Annotated in this window: 19 protein-coding genes and 2 tRNA genes; 9 read left to right on the top strand and 12 right to left on the bottom strand. The window is 70.1% G+C overall.

Translation table 11 applies throughout. The annotated features are described in order from the left end of the window. Window positions 1-30: 30 nt before the first annotated feature. Window positions 31-432: an anti-sigma factor antagonist gene (locus tag AB0I54_RS13700; protein WP_363296164.1), complete on the top strand. Its 402-nt coding sequence runs from the start codon at window positions 31-33 to the stop codon at window positions 430-432. Between the two features lie 92 nt (window positions 433-524). Here AB0I54_RS13700 and AB0I54_RS13695 read toward each other — a convergent pair whose 3' ends face one another. Continuing rightward, complete coding sequence (locus tag AB0I54_RS13695) at window positions 525-854, bottom strand: DUF3040 domain-containing protein (RefSeq protein WP_363296162.1); 330 nt, start codon at window positions 852-854, stop codon at window positions 525-527. A gap of 81 nt (window positions 855-935) precedes the next feature. Further along, entirely contained in the window at window positions 936-1,388 is a 453-nt protein-coding gene (locus AB0I54_RS13690; RefSeq protein WP_363296161.1) for an SPW repeat protein, read from the bottom strand. A 365-nt stretch (window positions 1,389-1,753) separates the two neighbouring features. Here AB0I54_RS13690 and AB0I54_RS13685 point away from each other — a divergent pair, with 365 nt between their 5' ends. Continuing rightward, entirely contained in the window at window positions 1,754-2,725 is a 972-nt protein-coding gene (locus tag AB0I54_RS13685) for a patatin-like phospholipase family protein (RefSeq protein WP_363296160.1), read from the top strand. A 401-nt stretch (window positions 2,726-3,126) separates the two neighbouring features. Here the strand turns inward: AB0I54_RS13685 and AB0I54_RS13680 are convergent. Next, a tRNA-Ala gene (locus AB0I54_RS13680) sits at window positions 3,127-3,199 on the bottom strand. A gap of 173 nt (window positions 3,200-3,372) precedes the next feature. Between AB0I54_RS13680 and AB0I54_RS13675 the strand changes: the two genes are divergently transcribed. Together AB0I54_RS13675 and AB0I54_RS13670 are read left to right on the top strand one after the other, a co-directional pair. Further along, window positions 3,373-3,921 carry a DNA-binding protein gene (locus AB0I54_RS13675; RefSeq protein ID WP_263210626.1) on the top strand — a complete coding sequence of 183 codons (549 nt, stop codon included), beginning with the start codon at window positions 3,373-3,375 and terminating at the stop codon, window positions 3,919-3,921. A 165-nt stretch (window positions 3,922-4,086) separates the two neighbouring features. Then, window positions 4,087-5,595 carry a protein kinase gene (locus tag AB0I54_RS13670; protein WP_363296159.1) on the top strand — a complete coding sequence of 503 codons (1,509 nt, stop codon included), beginning with the start codon at window positions 4,087-4,089 and terminating at the stop codon, window positions 5,593-5,595. Here AB0I54_RS13670 and AB0I54_RS13665 read toward each other — a convergent pair. Beyond that, window positions 5,559-6,890, bottom strand: coding sequence for a hypothetical protein (locus AB0I54_RS13665; RefSeq protein WP_363296158.1), 1,332 nt, complete (start codon window positions 6,888-6,890; stop codon window positions 5,559-5,561). The genes AB0I54_RS13670 and AB0I54_RS13665 overlap by 37 nt on opposite strands. Window positions 6,891-7,136: 246 nt before the next feature. Continuing rightward, the gene (locus AB0I54_RS13660; RefSeq protein ID WP_003999697.1) at window positions 7,137-7,265 is read right to left on the bottom strand and encodes a DLW-39 family protein; all 129 of its coding nucleotides are present in this window, start codon (window positions 7,263-7,265) and stop codon (window positions 7,137-7,139) included. A gap of 348 nt (window positions 7,266-7,613) precedes the next feature. Between AB0I54_RS13660 and AB0I54_RS13655 the strand changes: the two genes are divergently transcribed. From AB0I54_RS13655 to AB0I54_RS13645, 3 genes are all read left to right on the top strand, one after another. Continuing rightward, window positions 7,614-7,961, top strand: a complete 348-nt coding sequence (locus tag AB0I54_RS13655; protein ID WP_363296157.1) for a DUF6344 domain-containing protein — start codon at window positions 7,614-7,616, stop codon at window positions 7,959-7,961. A gap of 158 nt (window positions 7,962-8,119) precedes the next feature. Continuing rightward, complete coding sequence (locus tag AB0I54_RS13650; RefSeq protein ID WP_363296156.1) at window positions 8,120-8,908, top strand: GntR family transcriptional regulator; 789 nt, start codon at window positions 8,120-8,122, stop codon at window positions 8,906-8,908. A gap of 8 nt (window positions 8,909-8,916) precedes the next feature. Continuing rightward, a complete protein-coding gene (locus AB0I54_RS13645) occupies window positions 8,917-9,672 on the top strand; it encodes a glycosyltransferase (RefSeq protein ID WP_363296155.1) in 756 nt (251 codons plus the stop codon). Between the two features lie 67 nt (window positions 9,673-9,739). Here the strand turns inward: AB0I54_RS13645 and AB0I54_RS13640 are convergent, their stop codons facing one another. Genes AB0I54_RS13640 through AB0I54_RS13630 form a run of 3 tightly spaced genes read right to left on the bottom strand, consistent with a single transcriptional unit; the run spans window position 9,740 to window position 12,104 of the window. After that, window positions 9,740-10,663, bottom strand: a complete 924-nt coding sequence (locus AB0I54_RS13640; protein WP_363296154.1) for an FkbM family methyltransferase — start codon at window positions 10,661-10,663, stop codon at window positions 9,740-9,742. After that, entirely contained in the window at window positions 10,660-10,854 is a 195-nt protein-coding gene (locus AB0I54_RS13635; protein WP_263210617.1) for a ferredoxin, read from the bottom strand. Before AB0I54_RS13635 ends, AB0I54_RS13640 begins: the two co-directional genes overlap by 4 nt. Before the next feature lie 38 nt (window positions 10,855-10,892). Next, window positions 10,893-12,104, bottom strand: a complete 1,212-nt coding sequence (locus tag AB0I54_RS13630) for an amidohydrolase family protein (protein ID WP_363296153.1) — start codon at window positions 12,102-12,104, stop codon at window positions 10,893-10,895. Window positions 12,105-12,252: 148 nt separating this feature from the next. Between AB0I54_RS13630 and AB0I54_RS13625 the strand changes: the two genes are divergently transcribed. After that, window positions 12,253-12,732, top strand: coding sequence for a hypothetical protein (locus tag AB0I54_RS13625; protein WP_363296152.1), 480 nt, complete (start codon window positions 12,253-12,255; stop codon window positions 12,730-12,732). Between the two features lie 419 nt (window positions 12,733-13,151). Further along, complete coding sequence (locus AB0I54_RS13620) at window positions 13,152-17,153, top strand: AAA family ATPase (RefSeq protein ID WP_363296151.1); 4,002 nt, start codon at window positions 13,152-13,154, stop codon at window positions 17,151-17,153. Between the two features lie 246 nt (window positions 17,154-17,399). On the opposite strand, the gene AB0I54_RS13615 is transcribed toward AB0I54_RS13620, so the two are convergent. The 4 genes from AB0I54_RS13615 to gyrB all read right to left on the bottom strand — a co-directional run bounded on the left by AB0I54_RS13615 (window position 17,400) and on the right by gyrB (window position 23,083). Further along, window positions 17,400-17,476, bottom strand: a tRNA-Ile gene (locus AB0I54_RS13615). Window positions 17,477-17,587: 111 nt separating this feature from the next. Continuing rightward, window positions 17,588-18,388 carry a DUF3566 domain-containing protein gene (locus AB0I54_RS13610; RefSeq protein ID WP_363296150.1) on the bottom strand — a complete coding sequence of 267 codons (801 nt, stop codon included), beginning with the start codon at window positions 18,386-18,388 and terminating at the stop codon, window positions 17,588-17,590. Window positions 18,389-18,406: 18 nt separating this feature from the next. Beyond that, window positions 18,407-21,001: a DNA gyrase subunit A gene (gene gyrA / locus AB0I54_RS13605; RefSeq protein WP_363296149.1), complete on the bottom strand. Its 2,595-nt coding sequence runs from the start codon at window positions 20,999-21,001 to the stop codon at window positions 18,407-18,409. A 42-nt stretch (window positions 21,002-21,043) separates the two neighbouring features. After that, window positions 21,044-23,083, bottom strand: a complete 2,040-nt coding sequence (gene gyrB / locus AB0I54_RS13600) for a DNA topoisomerase (ATP-hydrolyzing) subunit B (protein ID WP_363296148.1) — start codon at window positions 23,081-23,083, stop codon at window positions 21,044-21,046.

The following is a 23,083-nucleotide window of genomic DNA, read 5'->3' as shown; positions in this document are numbered from 1 at the left end:
ACCGTCGCGTCGTACAAGGAGGTTCACGACATGACCATCGACTGGCGCTACACCATCGAAGAAGACGTGGACGTGGGCGTGCTTTCTGTAGCCGGATACCTGGGCCCGGACGCCGTGCACCGTTTCCTGGGTGCGGTCGACTGGCTTGTGGTCCGCGGCACCGGACCGGTCATCGTGGACCTCGCCGAATTGCGGGCCTGGTCCACGGAGGGGCGGTGTGCCATCGCCGAAGCCGCGCGCTGCCTCGCAGCTCATGGCCGAAGCCTGGAACTTGCCGCGATCCCCTCTGGCGGTGCGCCCCTGTCCGAAGGGGACTGTCCGGGCATCCCCGTCCACCATGACCTGTCCACAGCGCTCGCAGCCCATGTGGTGCGCCATCCGGCGACGGCCGGCAGGGGCAGCATGCCGACGGATGATCCCCCGGACCGCTGAGGTGGCACGGCGTGGCGGCTCCGGAATGCGGCCGCCCCGGGGTGGCTCGTGTGGTGGCTGATCACCTGGCCGGTGCCCAAGGGGCGCTACGGTCAGCGGTTCGTGCGGCCGCTGTGGCGAGAGTGCGGGAAGGATCCGGTCAGTTTCGGCAGTGCCGAGACGCAGGCCATGGCCATCGCCGTGATGAAGAGGGCCGGACTGGAAACGGCGATGGCCACGACCAGCAGTATTGCGGCGAGCGACAGGAACGCCGCGGTGGCCCGAGGGACCGCGCGACAGCGCCGGAGCAAGCGCGGGAGGAGGGTGTAGAGGGGGGTGACCTTACCGAAGGAACTGAGCATCCGTGCCAGATGTGGGTCGTCCTCGGTCAGATGCTGCTCGATGTCGGCGAGGACCCGCTGATCGTGTTGGGAGAGGCTCATGGGACCCTCCCAGGGGCGTTCCCGTGCCAGAGGCGCGGCCAGGCCACGGCGGCGCAAACCTGTGCCGCGCCGATGGGGCCACTACTTCGTGGCGGTGCCGGAACCGGCCGACCTCGCCATGGCCATGGCAGCCAGACCCAGGGCGAAGGCGACGCCACCGATCCAGCAGTTGTTCCAGATGATTCCTGCGGAGGCGCTGTGGCCGACGGTGACCACCCACGGCGAGATGATCATCCAGACGCCCATGGCGGCGACTGTCCAGCTCAGCCGGAGCAACTTCTCGCCGGCCAGTGACAGCCCCAGGCCGATCACGGTCATGGTGATGCCGACGATCAGGTTGTTCACGGTGATGTCGGGCTGTGCATGGAAGTGCACGACCCAGGGCGAGATGGCCGTGTACAGCCCGGTCAGCAGGATCAGCCCGTCCACGGCGACGGCCTGACGGCCGCCCGCCACGCGTGCATAGCGTTCCCGCATCTCGGCCACGTCGGGGTGGCCGGCGATGTCGGGCCGACTGTGAGAGAGGTCAGACATGCGACTCGCTTCCTCTCGGTGCCCTGAAACGCCCCAATAGGCTCAAGCGGTCACGTGCCGGCGCTGACCGCCGAGTCACGATGACCGAGGGGACCGGGTGCGCGCTGGTAGGGCGACTCCGGCCTTCAGGGTGACCTCTGGGGACTCCCACTCCGCGGGGCCCGTTTCTCGTGCGGCTCCGGCCACCCTCTGGACCCGCTTCTTCCAGCGTACTCTTGCATTAGGCAATGATGCGAAGGTCGTACTGGGTGGCGTTCGTGGCAACCACATCGTGCACGAGTCAATCGAGCAGGTCGGAGAGTCACTGGACCATCAGAAGGTCGACTGTGACCCTGAAATTCAGGGGTTCGCGAAGAGGTTTCGTGATGACGACGGCATTTGTTCTGTCGGGGGGCGGCAGTCTGGGCGCCGCACAGGTGGGGATGCTGCGCGCTCTTACCGCGCGCGGCATACATCCCGACCTTGTCGTCGGCGCCTCGGTGGGCTCCCTGAACGCGGCCTATTACGCGGCCCGGCCGGACACACAAGGTGTCGATGAACTCGCGCGGTTGTGGCTGCAGGTCGGGGAGCACGATGTGTACCCCTTGGAGCCCTCACAAATGCTGCCGAGACTGCTCGCCAGCTTCCCGGGCCGCCCTGTTCGTGCCGTTCTGCGGGCACTGGGAGGGCTGAACTACATCTTCCCAGTCGACCCTGTCCTGGTCGGCCGGGCGGCGGCCGGCCGGGCCGATCACGTTTTCAGCAATCGTCGTTTCGAGGATTTCCTTCACCATGTCCTGCCGCTGGAGCGCATCGAGGACGCGACGGTTCCTCTCAAGATCCTGGCCACGGATGCATGCGACGGGCAAGGGATCCTCCTCACCTACGGCCCGGCGATACCGGCGCTCATGGCCAGCACCGCCGTTCCGGGGTTCTACCCGCCGGTGGAGATCGAGGGACGCCACCTCATCGATGGCGCCGTAGCCAACGGCACCACCCTCGACCGTGCGATCGCGCTCGGCGCAGACGAGGTCTATGTCCTGGCCCGTGGGTTCCCGTGCCGTCTGTCCGCGCCGCCGTCCACCGTGCTCGCGATGGCTGTTCACGCGTACAACCTGCTGGAAGAGCAACGCATGGCAGCCTCGATCGCGCAGGCCCGCGCCCACGTGCGGCTCCATGTTCTGCCGCCGGTACGCCCGGTGGAACTGCTGCCCATCGATTTCCGGCAGACTGCGCAACTCATCGAGGCAGCCACGGACTCAACCCATCAATGGCTCGACCACGGCCCACACGACGCGCCGAATCCGACCTCTGAGGTGTCCCAAGTTTTCCGGACAGGACGAAGTGCCCCGAGTTGAGTGGAGCCGTGTCGCCGGCCTCCCCGGCACTGCTTGCCCCCGCAGCGCCGACCGCGCTCATCGCCGTGCGACTGGCCGAAACGCGCCCTATTCGACGACGCCCACCGCCTGCGCCCGCTCGCCGCACAGCCCGCCAGCAGCTGACCGCGCATTCATCCGGGATCCAGTCCGGCCGATGATCGCAACTCTGGGCCGTCCGCTCACACCCGTCCCCAGAGAAGCAGACCTACGAGCGCACCGACGCCCCGAGCCTAGGAGATCGCGGGGGGAGAGACAGGGGCAGCAAACCCCTTGGGAGACAAGGGCTCCGCCGTATCCGATGGGCACGGCCCCGCCCACTGATGGGCACAAAAAATGCCCCCTGAAACCACGTTTCCGCAGGTCAGAGGGCATTTACCGGGTGGAGCCTAGGGGAGTCGAACCCCTGACATCTGCCATGCAAAGACAGCGCTCTACCAACTGAGCTAAGGCCCCGTGCAAAAAGCAGCCGCCGGATCACTCCGGTGGGCGCCGCAGACCAGAGTACCGGGTCACCCCCGGTATCTCGCAAAAAACTTGGGGGTCCCCGTGAACGACCACTCTCCGTAAGATGCTCGTCGTGGTTCGCGACAGCGAACCACGTTCTGGGGAAGCGATGGGGAGACGCAATGGACGCCGCACAGCAGGAAGCCACCGCAAGAGCGCGGGAGCTGCAGCGGAACTGGTACGGGGAGCCGTTGGGGGCGCTCTTCCGTAAGCTCATCGACGATCTTGGCCTCAACCAGGCTCGTCTCGCGGCGGTGCTGGGACTCTCCGCGCCGATGCTGTCACAGCTGATGAGCGGCCAGCGCGCGAAGATCGGCAATCCCGCGGTGGTCCAGCGGGTGCAGCTGCTTCAGGACCTGGCGGCGCAGGTCGCGGACGGCAGCGTGAGCGCGGCCGAGGCGACGGACCGCATGGACGAGATCAAGAAGTCGCAGGGGGGCTCCGTGCTCAGCAACACCTCGCAGCCGACGACCAGTTCGGGTGCGCCCACGGTCAAGCGGGTGGTGCGGGAGATCCAGTCGCTGCTGCGTTCGGTGGCCGCCGCGGGGGACATCATCGAGGCCGCCGACACCCTCGCCCCGACCCACCCGGAACTGGCAGAGTTCCTCCGGGTGTACGGCGCGGGCCGCACCTCCGACGCGGTCGCGCACTACCAGTCCCACCAGAGCTGATCCCACGGCCCGGTCCACCGGAGGGGGTCCGGCGGATCGGGGTCGGGGAACGGCTCGGGGCACGGAGGGGTCGTATCACTCATCACGGGGGAAGCACGAGGGAAGTACCGGGGGAAGTACGGGGGAAGCAGGGGGCAACCGCAGGGGGAGGAGCGACGGGCAGCCATGGGTGAGGTCTTCGCCGGCCGGTACGAACTGGTCGACCCGATCGGTCGCGGAGGAGTCGGCGCCGTGTGGCGCGCCTGGGATCACCGCCGCCGGCGCTATGTGGCCGCCAAGGTGCTGCAGCAGCGCGACGCCCACTCGCTCCTGCGCTTCGTGCGGGAGCAGGCCCTGCGGATCGACCATCCGCATGTGCTCGCACCGGCCAGCTGGGCCGCCGACGACGACCAGGTCCTGTTCACCATGGACCTGGTCGCCGGAGGTTCGCTGGTCCATCTGGTCGGGGACTACGGCCCGCTGCCGCCGGTGTTCGTCTGCACGCTCCTCGATCAGCTCCTGTCCGGGCTCGCCGCGGTGCACGGGGAAGGGGTGGTGCACCGTGACATCAAGCCCGCCAACATCCTGCTCGAAGCGACCGGCACCGGCCGCCCGCGGCTGCGGCTGTCCGACTTCGGGATCGCGATGCGGCTGGGCGAACCCCGTCTGACGGAGACCAACCTCGTGGTGGGAACGCCCGGCTACCTCGCGCCCGAGCAGATGATGGGCGCGGAACCGGACTTCCCGTCCGACCTGTTCGCGGTGGGTCTGGTCGCGCTGTATCTGCTGGAGGGTGCCAAGCCCGACGCCAAGGCGCTCGTCCAGTACTTCGCCGAGCACGGCACACCGGGTGCGCCCAAGGGCATCCCGGATCCGCTCTGGCAGGTCGTGGCCACGCTGATCCAGCCCGACCCACAGGCCCGCTTCCGTACGGCGACGGGTGCGCGCAAGGCCCTCGCCTCCGCCAGGGAGTTGCTGCCCGAACCGGGCGCCGACGACGAGTGGATCGAGATCTTCGACCAACTCGGGCCGCTCCCACCGGGCTTCGCACCCGACGGGCCCCTGGAGCGGGCTCCGGGTGTGGACGGAGGTGTGGACACGGGCGCTCAGGCCGTAGGAGCGGGGGACACGGGCTCCCGGCCGTCGAGGCCGGCCTCCGGCGCGGCAGCAGCCGCCGCCGACACTGCCGGCACTTCCGGCACCGGCAACACCGCCGCGCCCGCCGATCCGCGCCGGGCGACCGGCTCGCAGCCCTCCGCCATGTCGGACACCGGCAGCTTCCATCTGCCGCCGCCCCATACGGCCCAGCCGGAGGAGCAGCCGGAAACACCCGCCCAGCCGACGTACACCGCGCACACTCCCCAGGGGTTCCAGCCGCAACAGCAGCCGTACCAGCAGCCGCTCCCCCCATTCCATCCGTTGCAGGCGCATCAGCCGCATCAGCCGCATCTGCCGTGGAACCCCACCCAGGTCCTGACCCCGGTGACGCAGCAGCGAGTCGATGCCTCCACCGCTTCGTACACCGCCCAGGAGCCGCAGTTCCCGCCGCCCGCGCCGGAGACCGAGCCGCGGCGCTCCAGACGCCGGGCGCGCCGAGCCCGCCGCCCCGGTCCCCCGGCGAAGGCGACGGTCCCGATCCTGCTGCTCGCGCTGGCCTGTTACGCCGTGGGCTTCTGGGCGCTGACCCGGATCTGAGCCCCGGCCCGCCGCCGGGCCACCACCGTCCACACCCCGAGCAGGATCAGCAGCGCGGTACCCGTGCCGAGGCCGGCGACCGCGAGCGCCCTCATCGCCGGGTCACCGCCGCCGGACTCCCCTGCGGCCCCGGCCGCCGCCGCCCGGCGGTCCTGCCGGGTGACTTCGAAGAGCTTGTGCTGCGCGGGCAGTCCCGCGTATCCCGGTCCGGAGTGCGCGGTGCCGCTGACGCGCACGCGCAGCGTCAGCCCGTAGGGGCCCTTGCCGAACGTGTCGGCCGTCTTGGCGCTGAGATGGACGACGAGGTAGTAGAAGCCGGCGAAGCGCATGCCGCGCACGTCTTCGGCGACGGCGTACCGGTTGCGGTACTCGACGGGGGGCAGGGGGGAGACGGTGGCCGTCGTCTGGCTTCCGGTGTAGCCGCGGGCCACGTCGTCCACGCGGCCGCGGACGGGGTTGTGCACCGCGAGGTCGAGGGCGCCGTTGACATAGCCGCCGTCGCTGCTCGAACTGCCCAGTTCGGCGGTGGCGTAGAGCTGCTGGCCCCAGTCGACCGGCACCTTGTAGAAGAGGGTCTGTCCCGGTTCGATGCCGGTCTGCCACACGCCCTGTTCCAGCCCACGTGCCGTGGCGAAGCCCGCTCCGCCGCCGCGGCTCCTGGGGTCGCCGGCGAGGGCCTCGGGGGAGGCGGAGTTCCAGACCCCGGGCGCTGTCGTGGCCCCGGCCCGCTCCAGGCGGGGTTCCGTCACGGGGGCGAGTTCCAGGTCCCAGGCGCCGGGCGAGACGGTGTTCCCGGATCCGGTGGCGTCGAGCCGCTCGACGAGCAGGTAGTAGATGCCGGCGCCCTTGCAGAGCGTCTTCCCGCTCTCGCGCACCCCGAGCGCCGTGACGGGACGGGGGCTCAGTCCGCCGCCGAAGCGGGCGGACGCATAGGAGCAGGGGGTGCCGTCGGCGTCCTGCAGCGACACCCTGATGCCGTCGGAGGCGGTGACGGTGGCGTTCGGGGGCGGTACGAGGGTGACGGGGACGTACGCGGTCGTCGTGGCGTCGAGTTCGAGGCGGTAGGAGAGCTTGGCGCCCTGGGCGATGGAGCTGCGGTACGTCCGGCCCGGCTCCAGCGCCACGGCGCCCGTGGTGCTCCTCGCTCCGACGACGTCACGGTCGCCCGGGGCGAAGTCATAGGCGCTGCCGCCCGGCGTACCGGCCGCCACGGCGCTCCCGCTCGGCAGCAGCCCCGCCGCGCACAGCACCGCGCCCGCGACGACGGCCCGCCGCCACGCCGTACGCCGCATCATCACGCGCCCCCTCGTCGTCGTACACCGGCCGTCGTGACCGAGTCGTGCCGGACCGTGGCCATCCTGCCCCGGCCGCGCCCGCGCCATCCGCGAAATCCGGACGAGCGTCCGAAAAGCGCCGTCTCGGGGCCCTTGCCCCCGCCCCCTGCGGCGCCCCCGGCCCCCGGCGCACCCCGGCGCACCCCGGCAACACAAAACCCCGACCGCGAGGGCGGTCGGGGTCTGATCAGATTCCGGTATCGGTACTCACGAACCCGTGGGCACGGAGTCAGTCGCCTCCGTCCACAGATCCTGCTCGGCGCGATCCGCCTGGATCTGGCGGTACACGAGGAGCCCGCCGATGGCGGCCAGTGCGACCAGGAGAAGCTTCTTCACCGCGCGACCTCGTCTTTCCTTGACGTAGGGGACCTCTGGCGCCCGACTATACACACCGACCGATATCGATCGGTGACCTGCGTCGGACGCCAACTCCCGCCCGCGACAGGGCAATGGGTGAGGATCGCGCCGCTCCGATCGGAGGGTGATCACACCCCCACGGACGGTCACTTTGCTCGCTCTTCAGGCTCTCTCGCCCCGTTCTGGAACATTTCCGACGCCCCTGCCTCCATCCGGGTGGTGTTCATCAGAACATCGACGCGCCACGGGCGGAGGTCCACCACTTCGCGACCCCCATACACATCATGAGGAAAGTACGCAAATCGCCCGACCCGAAAGTGAGGGGCCATGGCCCGGAACAAGGTCATGAAGCTGTGGACCACCATCGTCACCGCCTTCCTCGCGCTGTTCACGGCGCTCGGACTCGTCTCGGCGACCACCGCCGCGGCGGTACCGCAGACCGAGACCCCGCGCAACAGCAAGGCGCATCCGACGTTGCCGTCGTTGCCCCGATGGTCCTGGTCCCCCACCGGTTCCCGACCCAACGTCAGGGCCCTGCCCCCCACGATGAAACAACGGATCCACGCGGAGGCCCACGGCAAATCCCCCAGCTGCCGCCACCGCCCCCTCGACGACACGACGGAAGCGGACGAACTGGAGGCCCTGGGCGAACACACGGCACCCCTCGCCTGCTGACGGACACGGTGGGCACGAGCAGGACAGATATGACGGCGAGCTTGCGTACTGAACAGGCAGGACCCTCGGCCTCCACGGGCCGGGGGTCCTCGTCGCGCCCAGAACGACCGGACTCCTCAAGTCGTCAAGACCTCTTTAGGAGTTGCTAGACTGAATCCGTGCCCAAGGCCTACGAGGAGATCGCCGACGACATACGCCGGTCCATCCGGGAGCGCCTGCGCAAGCCCGGCGACCGGCTGCCGTCCGAGGCCGCCCTGGCCGAGCACTACGGCCGGAGCGTGCCGACCGTGCAGAACGCCTTGCGGCTGCTCAGCGAGGAAGGCCTGATCGACAAGCAGCACGGCCGCGGCAACTTCGTCCGGCGCCCCCGTACGCTCGCGGTCCGCGACAACGGGCGGCACCAGTGGGAGAAGAACCGCGCCCGTGCGCCCGAGGCCATCCGGGCCGAGACCGGAGCCACGGAGCACGACACCGGTCTGCGCCTCGACGACCTCGTCTTCTACGCGAAATACCGCGAGTTCGAGGCACCGGACGAGCTGGCGGACGCCTTCGGGGTACCGGTGGGCACGACGCTGCTCAAACGCACGTACAGGACGCGGTACGCGGCCGAGACCGCACCCTTCAACCTCGTCACCTCCTATCTCGTCCGCGACATGATCGCGGCCAACCCCGACCTGCTGGACGAGACCAAGGAGCCGTGGCCCGGCGGCACACAGCACCAGCTGTACACCGTCGGCATCGAGGTGGACCGCGTCGAGGAGCGCTTCACCGCCCGCCCCCCGACGCCGGAGGAGGCGAAGGCGCTGGACCTCCCGGCGGGCACATCGGTGATCGTCCTCAGGAAGACCTCGTACGACATCGAGGGCCGCGTGGTGGACGTCTCCGTCGTCACGCTGCCGGGCGACCGCACGGAACTGCTCTTCACCACGTCCCTGGAAAGGTGGTGAGTGCCGCCGTGAGCCGGCGCGTCATCATCGTCACCGCTGTGCACGCCCCCTCGGCCCGGTTCCTGCCGGAGGCGTACAAGTCCCTGTGCGAACAGCGGCTCCCGGACGGCTGGGAGTGGCACTGGGTCGTCCAGGAGGACGGAAGGACGGACGAGGTCCTTCCGTACCTCCCCGACGACGTGCGGGTGACCTTCCGGCAGGGCCGGCCCGGCGGTCCCGGCGTCGCCCGCACGATCGCCCTGGCGCACGCGGACGGCGAGTACGTCAGGATCCTGGACGCCGACGACCAGCTCGCACCGGGCGCACTCGCCCGTGACCTGGCCGTTCTGGAGGCCGACCGCACCATCGGGTGGGCCACCTCGCGGGCCCTGGACCTGCTGCCCGACGGCTCGACCGTCGGCTTCCCGGGCGACCCGGACGAGGGCCCCGTCGAGCGCGGAGCCGTGCTCGACCACTGGAAGGCCAACGGCTTCCGCGCTCAGGTCCACCCCGCGACGCTCTTCGTCCGCCGCGGTCTGCTGCTCGCGCTCGGCGGCTGGATGGCCCTCCCGGCGTCCGAGGACACCGGTCTGCTGCTCGCACTGAACGCCGTGAGCCGTGGCTGGTTCTCGGCGGAGGTGGGACTGCTCTACCGGAAGTGGGAGGGGCAGGCGACCGGACAGGCCTCGCACGTCGATCCGGTGGAACGCGAGGCACGCATGGCGGTCGTCGAGGCGAGGGCGCGGGCGCTGGCGGAGGTCGACTGGCGCTATCCGCCGGCGTGAACCGCCGGATCGGTCAGATCCGTCGTCGGGAAGAGCCGCGGCGGTCGGGACACTCGCCCAGACCTCGTCACCCGAGCGTCTCGGCGTCGACGCGCGAGAACACCAGCTCGCTCTCGCCAACGACCGGTCCCCGCCATCGCACCGGGGCCACCGGCCGGCTCAGGGCCGCCGGATAGCTCTCCGGCGCATAGTCGTTGAGCAGGCGATACGTATGGAACCCGGCCTTGCGCATGGTCTCCAGCAGGTCGTCGACCGAGTGGCCGAGCCGGGCCATGCGCTCCGGAGTGACCTCGACGGCGATCTCCGCGTCGGGACGCAGCCGGTCGAGGATCGGGGCCAGGCCCTGGACGACGGCGCCCTCCGCGCCCTCGACGTCGATCTTGATGACGCGGGCCCGGGCGATCTCCTCCGGCTCCAGGAGTTCGGGCAGCGGGCACGCCTGCGCCTCGAAGCTCGACTCGGCGGGGCCGTCGTAGGGAACGATGCTGTTGGCGCCCATGTTGTGCGAGCTGGCCAGGACGAAGGTCAGCGTCTCGCGCTTGTCCGAGACGGCGGCGTTGACCGCGCGGACGGTGCCGCCACACTGGTTCAGCTCGATGTTCCGCAGCAGCCTGCGGTGGAAGGCGGGTGACGCCTCGACGGCGACCACCCGGCCCGTGTCCCCGACCAGGCGGGCCGCCACCAGGCTCAGATAGCCGACGTTCGCTCCGACGTCGACCAGGACGTCACCCTGCCGCAGCCGGCCCTGGAGCCAGCGCGTCATGTGCGGCTCCCACACCCCGAACAGATACAGATAGCGCTGGATGAGGTCCTGGGTGTCGACCGCGAACCGGGCGCCGGAGCGGGTCTCGACCACCCGCCGCCGGGGGTGGTCGCGCAGATACGGATTCAGACAGCGCCCGGCCAGCAGCGCTTTGCCGAGGGAGCCCGGGGCGTCGCGCACATAGCGTCGGCCGAGGGTGACCATGGCCTCGGAAAGGGCACTGCTCATGCGTTCTCGCTGATCCTTATGGCCTGGGAGGGGCACCGCTCGGCGGCTTCCTGTACGAGTCCGTCGTCGCCGGCGTCCTCATGGCCGGGCCGGACCACGCCGTACCCGTCCTCGAACGCGAACACGGCCGGCGCGCGGTGGGCGCACTCCGCGGAACCGTAACAGAGGCCGGCGTCGATGGAGACCTTCATGCCGGGTCCCTTCCCAGCGGTGCCTCCTCCTACGCGGCCTATGCGAAAGGCAGCTCCAGCATCCGGATCGCGTTGCCGCGCAGCAGCTTGTAGGCGACGTCGGCGGGCAGGCCCCCCACATGCTCCTGGGCCACCCGCTTGGTGTCCGGCCAGGTCGAGTCGACGTGCGGATAGTCGGTCTCGAAGGTCGCGTTGTCCACGCCCACGGTCTCGATCGCCTCGATGCCGTGCCTGTCACGGAAGAAGCAGCAGAAGATCTGCCGGTAGTAGTACGTCGACGGCGGCTCCGGGATCAGGTCCTTGACCCCGCCCCAGGCCCGGTGTTCCTCCCACACGTCGTCGGCGCGTTCCAGGGCGTACGGGATCCAGCCCATCTGCCCTTCGCTGTACGCGAGTTTCAGCCGCGGGAACCTGACCAGGACCCCGGAGAAGAGGAAGTCCATCATCGACGCCATGGCGTTGTTGAAGCTCAGCGAGGCCTGGACCGCCGGGGGAGCGTCCGGCGACGCGGCGGGCATCTGCGACGAGGACCCGATGTGCATGTTGACCACGGTGCCCGTCTCCTCGCACGCCGCGAAGAACGGGTCCCAGTAGCCGGAGTGGATCGAGGGCAGGCCCAGATAGGTGGGGATCTCGCTGAAGGTCACGGCCCGTACGCCACGGGCGGCGTTGCGCCGGATCTCGGCGACGGCGAGCCGGACGTCCCACAGGGGGATGAGACACAGCGGGATCAGGCGCCCGCCGCTGTCACCGCACCACTCCTCGACCATCCAGTCGTTGTAGGCGCGCACACAGGCGAGGGCGACCTCCTTGTCCTCGGCCTCGGCGAAGGTCTGCCCGCAAAAGCGCGGGAAGGTCGGGAAGCAGAGGGAGGCCTCGACATGGTTGAGGTCCATGTCCTCCAGCCGGGCCTTGGGGTCCCAGCAGCCGCGGCGCATCTGCTCGCGGGTGATGCCGTCGAGCGTCATCTCGTCCCGGGAGAAACCGACGGCCGCGATGATGCGCTTGTACGGGAAGAGGCCGCCCTCGTACTCCCACCAGTCGGTGATCTGGCCGTCCGGGTCCGTGGTGAACCGGTACTTGCCGCCGATGTACTGGAGCTCGCCGATGCCCGCGGTGAACGGCTTCGGCCCCTTGTCGCGGTACTTGCTCGGGAGCCACGTCTCGAAGAGGTGCGCGGGCTCGATCACATGATCGTCCACGCTGATGACCTTCGGCAGCTCACTGGTTTCGCCGACGCTGGTGACCATGGCCTCGCCTCTCACTGACCGATACGGTATCTGACGGACCGTCAGAAATAGGTTAGGACCGACTCACTTGACGGGCAAGGGGAGCGTGGCCGCTGCGCCGCGCCGCCGAGCAGCGTCAGGCGTCACACCGGCGAACGAGGAGGCAGGGATGGCTGAACCGCGAGACGCACAGGAGGCACAGGAAGCACAGGAAGCCCTCAGGAAACTCCACTCCGCCCGCGCGCAGAGCGCGTACGACCGTGCCGCGGCCCTGTGCCGGCACGCCGGAATCGAGCAGGACGCGGCCGAGATCGTGCCGAGGAGCCCCGTCGGACGGGCCGCCAACGCCCTGCGTCTGTCCGCGGAGTCCATCTCCGCGCTCACCGGGAGGGCACCCTCCCCGGCGGCGGACGCCCGGTGCGCCCGCAATGCCGCGGCCGCCGCGGCGCTCGCCGCCCAGATCGCCCGGTCGCACGACGACACCCCCGAGGCGGTCGAGGCGCTGCGCGCGGCCCTGGCCGCCTCTCGGGCCGCCGCGGTCGCGGCCGGCGGGACGGCGGCGGGAAGGGACCCGTCCCTGAACGAGGCGGCCGACCACGCGGAGGGACACGCGGTCACCGCCGCTCGTGCCGCGGGCTGGATCCGCTAGCGGGAGCCGCCGGGGCCTCCGTGGTGCCGCGTCGTTCGGCTCCGGTCCCTCCCCACGTGGGGACCGGCGCCGAACGACGCGGAGGAGGCCGGACCCGAGATCGGCGGGACGCAGCCCACGAGGGACTGTCTGCACGGGTCCTTCAAGCTCGTACGACGAGAGCGACGCCGCCGACCGGTGAGTCCGGCGGAAGGTGACCGAGAACATGCGGCGTCGTGAGCTGTCTCTTCGAACGCTGAGCAGGTGGCCTGTCCGGGCGGCGTCCGTGGAACCCGCCACTACGGCGAAATCCTGCCAGTTGAGGCCCCCGCCGAGGAGGCTGTGGCGTCCGGACACCGGCTTCCTCGCAGGTCAGCCGTATAAAGTGGGTTTTCCGGTCCGGATGTCCAGGCGCGGGGAAGTAAGCGGGGAAGTAAGGGGTGGAGACCTTGGGTTCCGACTCGGGGGCACGCACAGCCTTCGCGGAACGTCTCGCGCTGCTGTACAAGGAGGCGGGAAACCCTCCCCTCAAACGCGTGGCCGAGGCGGTCGACCGGCTTCACCGGGTCGACGAACGAGGGCGCCCGGTACGGGTGTCCGCCCAGCGGATCAGCGACTGGCGGCGGGCGAAGAACGTACCGGCCCAGTTCACCGCCCTCGCCGCGGTGCTGCAGGTACTGATCCCCCAGGCACGGCGCGCGCAGCCCGCGCCGGTCTCCGCGGGCCTGTACGACCTGGCCCAGTGGCAGCTTCTGTGGGAGCGCGCGGTGGCCGACCCGGTGGGCGACCGGTCCGCCGGATCCGCCGAGGACGAGGAGCAGGCTCCGGCCGACGCCCCGGCCGTCCCCGGTGTGTGCCCGTACCGGGGACTCGCCTCGTACCGCAGGCAGGACGCCCGGTGGTTCTTCGGCCGCGAGCGCAGCACGGACGCCCTGGTCGCCCAGCTCCGCGCCGCCGAACGGACCGGCGGCGTGGTGGTGCTCGTCGGCGCCTCGGGCGCGGGAAAGTCCTCCCTGCTGAACGCCGGCCTGGTGCCCGCGCTGCAAAGCGGTGCGGCGGACGACGGGGACGGCCCGGCCCGGGGCGTCCTGCAGCTCGTGCCCGGCGCCGACCCGCTCGCGGAACTGGTCCGCCGCATCCCCGAACTGGAGAAGGTCCTCTCCTCGAAGGAGGAACCCGGCACCCCGGAGTCCGGGCGGGCGGTGCGGGAGGCCGTGACGGCATGGGCGCGGCGCGAGGCGCCCGGGGCCGCCCGTCCGGTCGTCATCGTGGACCAGTTCGAAGAGGCGTTCACCCTCTGCCCCGACGAGACGAGCAGGCGCGCCTTCGTCCAGCTGCTGCACACCGCCTGCTCACCCGACGGCCCCGACGACCCGGCCCCCGTGCTCGTGGTCCTGGGCATACGCGCCGACTTCTACGACCAGTGCCTGCGCCATCCCGAGCTGGCCGACGCGCTGCAGCACCGGCACATGGTCCTCGGCCCGCTGACCACGGCGGAGCTGCGCGAGGCGGTGACGGGTCCGGCCAAGGCCGTCGGCGTGGAACTCGAACCGGGGCTCGCGGAGCTGATCGTCCGGGAGGTGAGCGCCGACGGACCCCGCGGGACGCACGACGCCGGCGTGCTGCCGCTCCTGTCCCACGCCCTGCTCGCCACCTGGCAGCGGCGCAAGGCGGGACGGCTGACACTGGCCGGCTACCGCGCGGCGGGCGGAATCCAGGGGGCGGTGGCGGCGACCGCCGAGCGGGCCTGGTCCGGCCTCGACCCGGCGGCCCGCACGGCCGCGCGACTGCTCCTGCTCCGGCTGGTCCGGCTGAGCGAGGACACCCAGGCCACCCGTCGCCGGGGCACCCGGCGCCAGCTGGCCCAGGAGTCGACCGACCCCGGCAAGACGGAGGAGTCGCTTGAGGCGCTGGTGCGCGCCCGGCTGGTGACCCTGGACGCGGAGACCGTCGAGATCACCCATGAGGCGCTGCTGCACGCCTGGCCCCGGCTGCGCGACTGGATCGACGAGGACCGGGGCGGCAATCTGCTGCGCCAGCGGCTGGAGGAGGACGGCCGGGCCTGGGAGGGCTCCGAGCGCGACACGTCACTGCTCTACCGGGGTTCCCGGCTGGAGCAGGCCCACGCCTGGGTGAAGTCCACCGGTGACACCTTCCTCACCAGGAGTGCGGTGGAGTTCTTGAAGGCTTCGGTCCGGCTGCGCAGACGCACGGTGTGGCTCAGCCGTGCCGCGGTGTCGGCCCTGGTCGTACTGGCCGTGCTGGCCGTCGGCTCGGCGGTGGTCGCCCGCCAGCAGCGCGACGACGCGGTGTTCCAGCAGGTGGTCGCCGAGGCCGACCGCGTCCAGTACACGGACCCTTCGCTGTCCGCCCAGCTCGACCTGGTGGCGCACGGGCTGCGGCCCGACGACGCGGGCACGAACAGCCGGCTGATCTCGATCGTCAACGCCCCGCTGGCCACCCCGCTCCTGGGCCACACCGGCGCCGTCTACCTCACCACGTTCAGCCCGAACGGCCATGTCCTGGCCACCGCCAGCTACGACCGGACCGTCCGGCTGTGGGACGTCACCGACCCGACCCGCCCGAGGCCCCTCGGGGGCCCCCTCACCGGCCACACCAGCTGGGTGAGCACCGCGGTCTTCAGCCCCGACGGCCACACCCTCGCCAGCGCCTCCGACGACGGGACGATCCGGCTGTGGGACGTACGGGATCCCGCCCGTCCACGCGCCCTCGGCAAGCCCCTGACCGGCCACGACGGCACGATTTACCTGCTCGCCTTCAGCCCGGACGGCCGCACCCTGGCCGCCGCGGACGAAGACCGCACCGTGCGCCTGTGGGACGTACACGCCCCGGCCCGGCCGGCCGCGCTCTCCACCCTGACCGGCCACACCGGCGCCGTGCGCTCCGTGGCCTTCAGCCCCGACGGGCACACGCTGGCGGCCGGGGGCGACGACAACACGATCCTGCTGTGGAACACCGCCGACCCACGCCGTCCGGCGCCGCTCGGCACCCCGCTCACCGGCCACACCTCCACGGTGCACTCGGTGGCCTTCAGCCCCGACGGCCGCACCCTCGCCTCCGGCAGCGCGGACAACACCATCCGGCTGTGGAACGTGAGCTCGCCGCGCCGTACGCGACAGCTCGGCGCGCCGCTCACCGGCCACACCGGTCCCATCTGGTCGGTGGCCTTCAGCCCGGACGGCACCATGCTCGCCGCCGGCAGCGCCGACAGCACGGCGAGCCTGTGGAACGTCCGCAATCCGGCCTACCCGTCCCAGGTCGGCGAGCCCCTCGCGGGCAGCAGCGGCGAGATGTACGCCGTGGGCTTCAGCCCCGACGGGCGGACCCTGGCCACCGGCAGCGGCGACAACAAGGTGCGGCTGTGGTCGATCCCTTCCTCGGACATGATCGGCCGGATCGGGGCGTACCGCCCGGACGGGCGGGTGCTCGCCACGGCCGCGCGCGACGGGCGGGTACGGCTGTGGAACGTGCAGACCCCCGGCCGGCCCGTCCTGCTGAGCGAGCCCTTCACGACCGGGGAGCGGGACCTGCGGTCGCTGGTGTTCTCCCCCGACGGCCGCACGCTCGCCGTGCTGACCGGGACCGGCAACACGGTGCAGCTGTGGAACGTCGCCGACCCCGGCCGTCCCGTCTCCCACGGCCGGCCCCTCGCGCTGCGCACCCGGTTCGCGGGCGCCGACGCGCTGGCCATCAGCCCCGACGGGCACACCCTGGCCGCCGACTACGACGACCGGACCATCCAGCTGCTGGACATCACCGACCCGGCCCGCCCGCGGCGCCTGGGCAAGCTCCTCACCGGCCACACCGGATACGTCAACACCCTCGTCTTCAGCCCGGACGGCCGCACCCTCGCCAGCGGCAGCGCCGACACGACGGTCCGCCTGTGGAACGTGACCGACCCGCGTCACGCCACCGTCCTCGGCCCCGTCCTCAAGGAGCACCTGGGACCGGTCAACGCGCTCGCCTACAGCCCCGACGGCCACACACTGGCCAGCGGCAGCGACGACGGCACGGTCCGGCTGTGGAACGTCGCCGACCCGCGTCACGCCACCGTCCTCGGCCCCGTCCTCAGCGGCCACACCGAGGCGGTCGTGTCGCTGACGTTCAGCCAGGACGGCCGCACGCTGGCGAGCGGCGGCAACGACGACACGGTCCGGCTGTGGAACGTCACCCGCCCCTCCTCGGCCTCCGCCATCGGCCAGTCGATGAGCCCCAACGCCAAGACGGGCAACTTCCTGTCGTTCAGCCCCAACAGCCACATGCTCGGGGTGTCGAGCGGCGCCGACACCGTGCGGCTGTGGAAGCTCGACGTGGACGAGGCGATCGGCCACATCTGCTCGATCACCCGGGGCGTCCTGACCCCGGACAAGTGGCACGAGTACCTGCCCCGGCTCTCGTACGAGCCCCCCTGCGACCGGTGACGTCACCGACCGTTTCAGACAGCGCTTGCGTGATCCCGATCACAACTGCTCGGTGCAGCCGAGCAGTCGGCTCCCACGGCGCCGACACCCTTGTTACTGTTGGCCACAGCCCGATCGCTGGTGCATCCCCCGTCGCCAGCGGTCGGGCGTTTTCGTGCGCCGGCGGGCGTTGCCGCGCGCCCCCGAACCCGACCTGCCCCACCAGCATGAAGACCCCCGGCCCTGCTGGGCCGGGGGTCTTCATGCTGGTGGGGCTAACAGGATTTGAACCTGTGGCCTCATCCTTATCAGGGATGCGCTCTAACCAACTGAGCTATAGCCCCGCCGCGCTCTGCGGTGTGTGTCCCGCGCGCTGACTCCTGAAGATTAGCGCACGACCGGGGCAGTCCCAAAATCGGTTGTCGGAGGACCGTCAGCGAACGTTTGTCCGCCGGTCACTCGTCCTCGGCCAGCGTCAGTTCGACACCGCCGACGAAGCCCGCGGAGAGGTTGTAGATGAACGCGCCGAGGGTGGCCAAGGCCGTCGCGAGGACGACATCGATCACCGCGATGATCGTCGCGAACATCAGGACGTGCGGGAGGGACAGGAAGGCCTGCAGGTCGAAGCCGTTGGCCTCGTTCGAGCCGGTCGCCTCCGAGATGGTGCCGCCGACCGTCGAGAACACACCCATCGCGTTCATGACCATCCACAGCACGGCGGACGCGACGATCGTGCAGATGCCCAGCGCGATGGAGAGCAGGAAGCTGACCTTCATCACCGACCACGGGTCGGCCTTGGCCACGCGCAGCCGCGCCTTGCGGGTGCGGGGCGTGGTGCGCGCGCCGGTGCGCGCCCGGCGTACGGCTCCTGCCGGAGCCTGCGCCGGGTAGGCCTGCGGCGGGTGGTAGGGCCCGGAGGGCTGCTGCTGCCGGCGCTCACCGGGCAGCGGCGAAGCGGCCTGCGCCTCGGCGGCGGCGGCCGGGGGCTGGGCGCCCGGAGCGGCCGGGCCCGCTCCAGCCGCGTACTGCTGGGTCTGCGGGCCTCGGGTGTCCGTCACAGTTCCCCCCTGGGATCCATGAGTGTCGGGCGAGTGCGAGTCGGTCCCGGAGGACTTGACCGGCTTGAGATTGGTCGTGTGCGGGTCCGTCGGGGTGCCCGCGTTCGTGGCGGAGCCACGGCCGCCGCCGTCGTCGTGCTTACCGGCAGAGGTCCCGGTCGAGCTACCGACCGGACCGGCGCCCGTGGCTCCGCTCACGCTGACTCACTCCTCGTGCTACTCGGCCGAGGGCGCCTCACCCTCGTCCGTGCCGGTGACCGCGGCACCCTCGGCGGTCTCGTCCACGACATCCTCGCCGTCGACCTCCTCCGCCTCACGCCCCGCCTCGGCGTTTCGAGCGATACCGACCACGGCATCGCGCTTGCCCAGGTTGATCAGTTGGACGCCCATGGTGTCACGGCCCGTCTCCCTGACCTCGTTGACTCGCGTACGAATCACACCGCCGGACAGCGTGATGGCGAGGATCTCGTCGGTCTCCTCGACCACCAGCGCGCCGACGAGCGATCCACGGTCCTCCACGATCTTGGCGGCCTTGATGCCGAGGCCGCCGCGACCCTGGACGCGGTACTCGTCGACGACGGTCCGCTTCGCGTACCCGCCGTCCGTGGCAGTGAACACGAACGTACCGGGTCGAACAACATTCATCGACAAGAGTTCATCGCCCTCGCGGAAACTCATGCCCTTGACACCCGAGGTGGCACGGCCCATCGGCCGCAGCGACTCGTCCGTAGCGGTGAATCTGATCGACTGCGCCTTCTTGCTGATCAGCAGCAGATCGTCATCGGCCGAAACGAGCTCGGCCCCGATCAGTTCGTCGTCGGATCCGTCCTCCCGCTCCCGCAGGTTGATGGCGATCACACCACCCGAGCGCGGGGAGTCGTAGTCCTTCAGCGGGGTCTTCTTGACCAGGCCCGCCTTGGTGGCCAGCACCAGGTAGGGGGCCGCCTCGTAGTCACGGATCGCGAGGATCTCGGCGATCGCCTCGTCCGGCTGGAAGGCCAGCAGGTTCGCAACGTGCTGCCCACGCGCGTCACGGCCGGCGTCCGGAAGCTCGTAAGCCTTCGCCCGGTACACCCGGCCCTTGTTGGTGAAGAACAGCAGCCAGTGGTGCGTGGTCGAGACGAAGAAGTGGTCGACGATGTCGTCTTCCTTCAGCTTCGTGCCGCGAACGCCCTTGCCGCCGCGCTTCTGCGCCCGGTAGTCGTCCGTCTTGGTCCGCTTGACGTAACCGCCGCGCGAGACGGTGACGACGATGTCCTCCTCGGCGATCAGGTCCTCGATGGACATGTCACCGTCGTAGGGCACCAGCATGGTCTTGCGGTCCTCGCCGAACTTCTCGACGATCGCCGCCAGCTCCTCGCTGACGATGCCCCGCTGGCGGACCGGGGAGGCGAGGATCTGGTTGTACTCGTTGATCTTCGCCTGGAGCTCGTCGTGCTCCTGGACGATCTTCTGACGCTCCAGGGCGGCCAGCCGGCGCAGCTGCATCTCGAGGATGGCGTTCGCCTGGATCTCGTCGATCTCCAGGAGAGCCATCAGGCCCGTGCGCGCGACCTCGACGGTCTCACTGCCCCGGATCAGGGCGATGACCTCGTCGATGGCGTCCAGGGCCTTCAGCAGACCGCGCAGGATGTGCGCCCGCTCCTCGGCCTTGCGCAGCCTGAAGCGCGTACGGCGGACGATGACCTCGATCTGGTGCGTCACCCAGTGGCGGATGAACGCGTCCAGGGACAGGGTGCGCGGCACGCCGTCGACCAGTGCCAGCATGTTGGCGCCGAAGTTCGTCTGCAGGTCGGTGTGCTTGTAGAGGTTGTTCAGCACGACCTTGGCGACCGCGTCCCGCTTCAGCACGATGACCAGGCGCTGGCCCGTGCGCGAGGAGGTCTCGTCACGGACGTCGGCGATGCCGCCGATCTTGCCGTCCTTCACCAGGTCGGCGATCTTCTGCGCCAGGTTGTCCGGGTTCACCTGGTACGGCAGCTCCGTCACCACCAGGCACTGGCGGTTCTGGATCTCCTCGACCTCGACGACCGCGCGCATGGTGATCGAGCCGCGGCCCGTGCGGTAGGCCTCCTCGATCCCCTTGCGGCCGACGACGAGCGCGCCGGTCGGGAAGTCCGGGCCCTTGATGCGCTCGACGAGCGCGTCCAGGAGCTCCTCGTGCGAGGCCTCCGGGTTCTCCAGGCACCACTGGGCGCCGGCCGCGACCTCGCGCAGGTTGTGCGGCGGGATGTTGGTCGCCATGCCGACCGCGATCCCGGCCGAGCCGTTGATCAGCAGGTTCGGGAAGCGGGCGGGCAGGACGGTCGGCTCCTGGGAGCGGCCGTCGTAGTTGTCCGTGAAGTCGACGGTCTCCTCGTCGATGTCGCGGACCATCTCCATCGACAGCGGCGCCATCTTGCACTCGGTGTAGCGCATGGCGGCCGCCGGGTCGTTGCCCGGGGAGCCGAAGTTGCCGTTGGAGTCGACGAGCGGCATCCGCATCGCCCACGGCTGGGCGAGGCGGACCAGCGCGTCGTAGATGGAGCTGTCGCCGTGCGGGTGGTAGTTGCCCATGACGTCGCCGACGACACGGGCGCACTTGTAGAAGCCGCGCTCGGGGCGGTAGCCCCCGTCGTACATGGCGTACAGGACACGGCGGTGGACGGGCTTGAGACCGTCACGGACGTCGGGCAGCGCGCGGGACACGATGACGGACATCGCGTAGTCGAGGTACGAGCGCTGCATCTCCGTCTCGAGCCCGACGGGCTCGACGCGGACGGTCGCCTCGCCGTTCTCTTCAGGGGTGACAGGAGTGTTCTCGTCGGCCATTGCTGGTGAAGATCCTTCCTGGTGCGGTCAGCTGAGACCGACTCAGATGTCGAGGAAGCGGACGTCCTTGGCGTTGCGCTGGATGAAGGCGCGGCGGGCCTCGACGTCCTCGCCCATGAGGACCGAGAAGAGATCGTCCGCCTGGGCGGCGTCGTCGAGGGTGACCTGGCCGAGGACGCGGTGCTCGATGTCCATGGTGGTCACGCGCAGTTCCTCGGCGTTCATCTCGCCGAGACCCTTGAAGCGCTGGATCGAGTCCTCCCGGACGCGCTTGCCGCGCTGACGGCCCAGCTCCAGCAGGGCGTCGCGCTCACGGTCGGAGTACGCGTACTCGACCTCGTCCCGGCCCCACTTGATCTTGTAGAGCGGGGGACGGGACAGGAACACGTGCCCGGCCTCGACCAGCGGCCGCATGAAGCGGAACAGGAAGGTCAGCAGCAGGGTGTTGATGTGCTGGCCGTCGACGTCGGCGTCCGCCATCAGGATGATCTTGTGATAGCGGAGCTTCTCGATGTCGAAGTCCTCGTGCACGCCCGTGCCGAAGGCCGAGATCAGCGCCTGGATCTCCTGGTTCTGCAGGATCTTGTCGATCCGCGCCTTCTCCACGTTGAGGATCTTGCCGCGGATCGGGAGGATCGCCTGGTACTGCGGGTTGCGGCCGGACTTGGCCGAGCCGCCGGCCGAGTCGCCCTCGACGATGAAGATCTCGCACTTGGTGGGGTCGTTCGACTGGCAGTCGGAGAGCTTGCCCGGCAGGGACGCCGACTCCAGCAGGCCCTTGCGCCGCGTGAGGTCGCGGGCCTTGCGGGCCGCCACACGCGCGGTGGCCGCCTGGATGCCCTTGCGGACGATGTCCGCGGCCTCGTTCGGGTTGCGGTCCAGCCAGTCGTTGAGGTGCTCGTAGACCGCCTTCTGGACGAAGGTCTTCGCCTCCGTGTTGCCCAGCTTGGTCTTGGTCTGGCCCTCGAACTGGGGCTCGCTCAGCTTCACCGAGATGATCGCGGTCAGACCCTCACGGATGTCGTCACCGGTGAGGTTGTCGTCCTTCTCGCGCAGCAGCTTCTTGTCGCGCGCGTACTTGTTGATCAGCGAGGTCAGCGCGGCACGGAAGCCCTCTTCGTGCGTACCGCCCTCGTGGGTGTGGATGATGTTCGCGAAGGAGTACACGCCCTCGCTGTAGCCGCTGTTCCACTGCATCGCGACCTCTAGGGACAGGCTCTTGTCCCTGTCCTCGGCCTCCAGGTCGATGACGGTGGCGTGCACCACGTCTCCCTTGCGGGAGTTGAGGTACTTCACGAAGTCGACGATGCCGCCCTCATAGCGGTACGTGACGGTCTTGACCTCGTCCTTCTCGTCCGCACCCGCCTCGTCCGCACCGGCCGTGGCCTTCGCCGACTCGCGCTCGTCCGTGAGCCTGATGGTCAGGCCCTTGTTGAGGAACGCCATCTCCTGGAAGCGCCGCGAGAGCGTCTCGAAGGAGTACTCGGTGGTCTCGAAGATGTCCGAGTCGGCCCAGAAGGTGACCGACGTGCCGTGCTCGTCCGTCTCCTCGTGCTCGGCCAGCGGCGCCGTCGGGACACCCATCTTGTAGTCCTGGGTGAAGCGGTGGCCGTCGGTCTTGACCTCCACCGACACCTTGCTGGACAGGGCGTTCACGACGGAGACGCCGACACCGTGCAGACCGCCGGAGACGGCGTAGCCGCCGCCGCCGAACTTGCCGCCCGCGTGCAGCACCGTCAGGACGACCTCAAGGGCCGGCTTCCCCTCGGAGGGGACGATGCCCACCGGGATGCCACGGCCGTTGTCGACGACACGCACACCGCCGTCGGCCAGGATCGTGACGTCGATGGTGTCCGCATGACCGGCGAGCGCCTCGTCGACCGAGTTGTCGACGACCTCGTACACCAGGTGGTGCAGGCCGCGCTCGCCGGTGGAGCCGATGTACATACCGGGTCGCTTGCGGACCGCGTCCAGCCCTTCGAGCACGGTGATGGCGCTGGCGTCGTACGAGGCGGTGACCTCACCGTTCGCGCCTGCGTCGGTGGACGGGATGTTCTCGTTGGGGTTGCCGGAATCGGCCAC

The organism is Streptomyces sp. NPDC050625 (assembly GCF_040654755.1).
Lineage (GTDB): Bacteria > Actinomycetota > Actinomycetes > Streptomycetales > Streptomycetaceae > Streptomyces.
The sequence above is the reverse complement of the archived record's forward strand: the minus strand, read 5'-3'. Positions and strand labels throughout refer to the sequence as shown.